The 2,724-nt window shown below is 68.3% G+C and carries 3 protein-coding genes; all 3 read right to left on the bottom strand.

Translation table 11 applies throughout. The annotated features are described in order from the left end of the window. Positions 1-398 (bottom strand): hypothetical protein (locus ACLEQD_RS40805; RefSeq protein ID WP_410391321.1); only part of this gene is annotated, 398 nt, incomplete at its 3' end. An 86-nt stretch (positions 399-484) separates the two neighbouring features. Continuing rightward, positions 485-1,804, bottom strand: a complete 1,320-nt coding sequence (locus tag ACLEQD_RS40800) for a hypothetical protein (RefSeq protein ID WP_410391320.1) — start codon at positions 1,802-1,804, stop codon at positions 485-487. A gap of 166 nt (positions 1,805-1,970) precedes the next feature. Beyond that, a partial coding sequence (locus ACLEQD_RS40795) for a hypothetical protein (RefSeq protein ID WP_410391319.1) occupies positions 1,971-2,724 on the bottom strand: 754 nt, incomplete at its 5' end.

The following is a 2,724-nucleotide window of genomic DNA, read 5'->3' as shown; positions in this document are numbered from 1 at the left end:
GTGAAGGCCACGTAGGACAGCGCGCGGTCATGGACGATGTCGCCCTGGGACCGCGCGGTGAAGGGGATGCCGGCCTTGGGGCCGAGCCGCCAGAGCCACAGCGTCCGGTTCCGCTCCCCGTCCAGCGGGCTCCAGAGCAGCACCGAGTCGCCATCCTCGGCGAGGAAGGCACCCTCCGCCGGGTCCGAGACCCGCGTGTCCCCGCCCTCGGGCAACACCTTCGCGTAGGTGCCGAAGACGTTCTGGGCCGTGAACACCAGGAAGCGCTGCCGTGAGTCCACCCCCAGCAGCCGCCCTCCTTCGTGCAGCACGTCGAGCCTAGGAAGGACCTCCTCCGCCGGCCCTGGCTCCGTCTTCCCGCAGGAGGCCATTCCCAGGCCCAGGAACAGCAGGGCCACGGCCCGCGCGAACCTTCCACTCCAACCGTCAGTCATCCGGCTTCTCCCCCTCGTCGTTACAAGATTCGTGGTGTGCATCATCACTGTCAGAGCTCGACGCGAACGATGGACGGAGTGGTGGTGCCGTCCGCGTTCGCGGTGTCGACATCCATGTAGGCCGTGGGCGGGTTGTCCCGCATGAGGCGGGTGGGACCGGGCGTTCCGTCCAGCAGGCCCAGGTCGACGCGCTCGGATTGGTCCCACGTCCAGAGATGGCTTTCGGCGACTCCGTCACGCAGCACCGACTGGTGGAACAGCACCCGCTGCTTGTCCGGAAGGAACAGGATGGGCGCGGTCGGATAGGGGGCGTCCAGGTTCAGCTTCGAAACCTTCTCCCCGCGAGTCCATTCGAGCCAGTGGAGCAGCCCCTTGGTCCCTTTGAGGCGTACCGCATCCGTGAAGCCCTGGCTGAAGGCGGGGCCCCAGACGGTGTCGCTCTCCTTGGTCTGGTAGAGCCATGTCCCCTCGCCATCCAGGATCTTGTTTCCGGGCAGCACGCACCGGGTCTCGATGCACAGGTTCGGACTGCAACCCACCGCGGGCTGTCCCCCGAGCAGGAAGGGGCTGCACCGGTAGCGGGAGACGAGCCGTTGGCAGCCCTGGGCCGTACACACATCCAGGAAGTCATCCTCGGGCCAGCCGGCGGGCGCCCCCATCAACACGCCCACGGAGGCCACGAAGACGCGCTCCTCGTTCCACATGAAGCCACGGGTGGCCTTCCATACCGAGTAGCCGTTGTGAGGCACGCTCAGGTCCAACACCTGCGTGCCCGTGGCGATATCGAACAACCGCACGCGCTCACCCTCCACGAAACCGTAGCGGGTCCCCGAGGGTGACAGGAACGAACGACCGGGCAGGTCGCCCAGGTCCGTGACCGCCCCCGTGGGCACGTCGATGAGCCAGCGGTGGGTCCCGTTCACCAGCGACACCAGGGCCCCACGGCTCTCGAGCTCCGGCCAGCCAGCCTGGACCTGGACCTGGAGGGGCGTCTGGAGCACGCAGTCGCCAGGCGTGCAGGCCGCCGTCCTCGCCAGGCGGACGGAGGTGTCTCCCGCGGCGTCCCGCTCCAGCAGGGCCACGTAGCTTTGGGTCGCGTCATGGACCACCGCCCCCCAGGCCTGCTGGCTGAGCAGGAGGGCCTCCGGCGTGCCGGACCGCCAGAGCCAGACCGTCCGCACGCCATTCACCTCCGGGCTCCACAGCACCGCGGTCTGGCCATCGGCCGTGATGTCGGCCCCCTCCGCCACATCCGCGATGCGCACGGCGTCTCCCGTGGGAAGCGCCTGCGCGTAGGTGCCATCCGCGCGCACGGACAAGAGGACGCGCTGCCCTTCATCCACCTGGAGCAGACGGGCGTCACGGGTCACGGTCCGGAAGGAACCACCCCCATCTCCGTCTCCGTCTCCGTCCCCATGGCAATGGGCTGCGCCCAGGCTCGCCAGCAGCAATCCCAGCAGCCTCCACGTCCGGAACGGGAAGGCACTTCGTGTTTGAGCAGTCATTGGAAGCCTTTCGAAGCAGCGCGGTCCGGGGCTAGAGCCGGATGCGGACGATGTTGAGGGAGGACGGCCCCGCGATGGTCACGTACAGCGTGGTGGGGGAACCCGTCGTGGGGGCATATTGCGCGTTGGAGGCGGGCGTGCCCGGCAGCGTCAGCAGGTCCGTCAGGGCCACTCCGTCCCAGGCCACCAGATGGGTTTCGAACCCCTCGTCGGAGCGCGGCACATTCTGGGCGAACACCAGACGCTCCGCGTTCGGCAGGAAGGTGAACAGGCGCATGTCCACTTGACCTGACACCCTCACGGTGCGGAGCCCGGCGGGCCCGTCCCAGCTCAGCTCCTGGAGGGAGCCATCGAGCCGCAGCGACGCATGCTGCGACAGGTCCGCGTTGAAGACCGCAGGCGGCGAGTCGGCGCGGGAGGTCGTCGTGTTCACGAGCAACTGCATCGAGGCATCGAAGTAGGTGAGCTGGTACTCGCATCCATACGGGCCGCACCGCACGGTGCGGGTGCAGGACACGAGATCCGTACGGCCCGCGCCATACCAGCAAGCCCCTTCCCAGTACCCGAAGACACGGCACCCCGCCGCATCACACGTGACGGTGTCACGGTCGGTCGGGAAGGCAGGAGGCGGCGGCGGGGGCTCCTTGATGTTGAGGACGATGGTCGTCGCGTCGGTCATCAGCGCGGAGAGGACATTCCAGTCCTTGCGGTCGACTTCCTCGGCCCAGGACCGCTCCCACTGGAGGGTGCGCGTGGCGGTGTCGAACACCTGGAGGTGCCCTGCC

The sequence above is a fragment of the Corallococcus sp. 4LFB genome, from assembly GCF_046520365.1.
Taxonomy (GTDB): Bacteria; Myxococcota; Myxococcia; order Myxococcales; family Myxococcaceae; genus Corallococcus; species Corallococcus caeni.
This window is presented reverse-complemented; position numbering and strand designations above follow the sequence as displayed.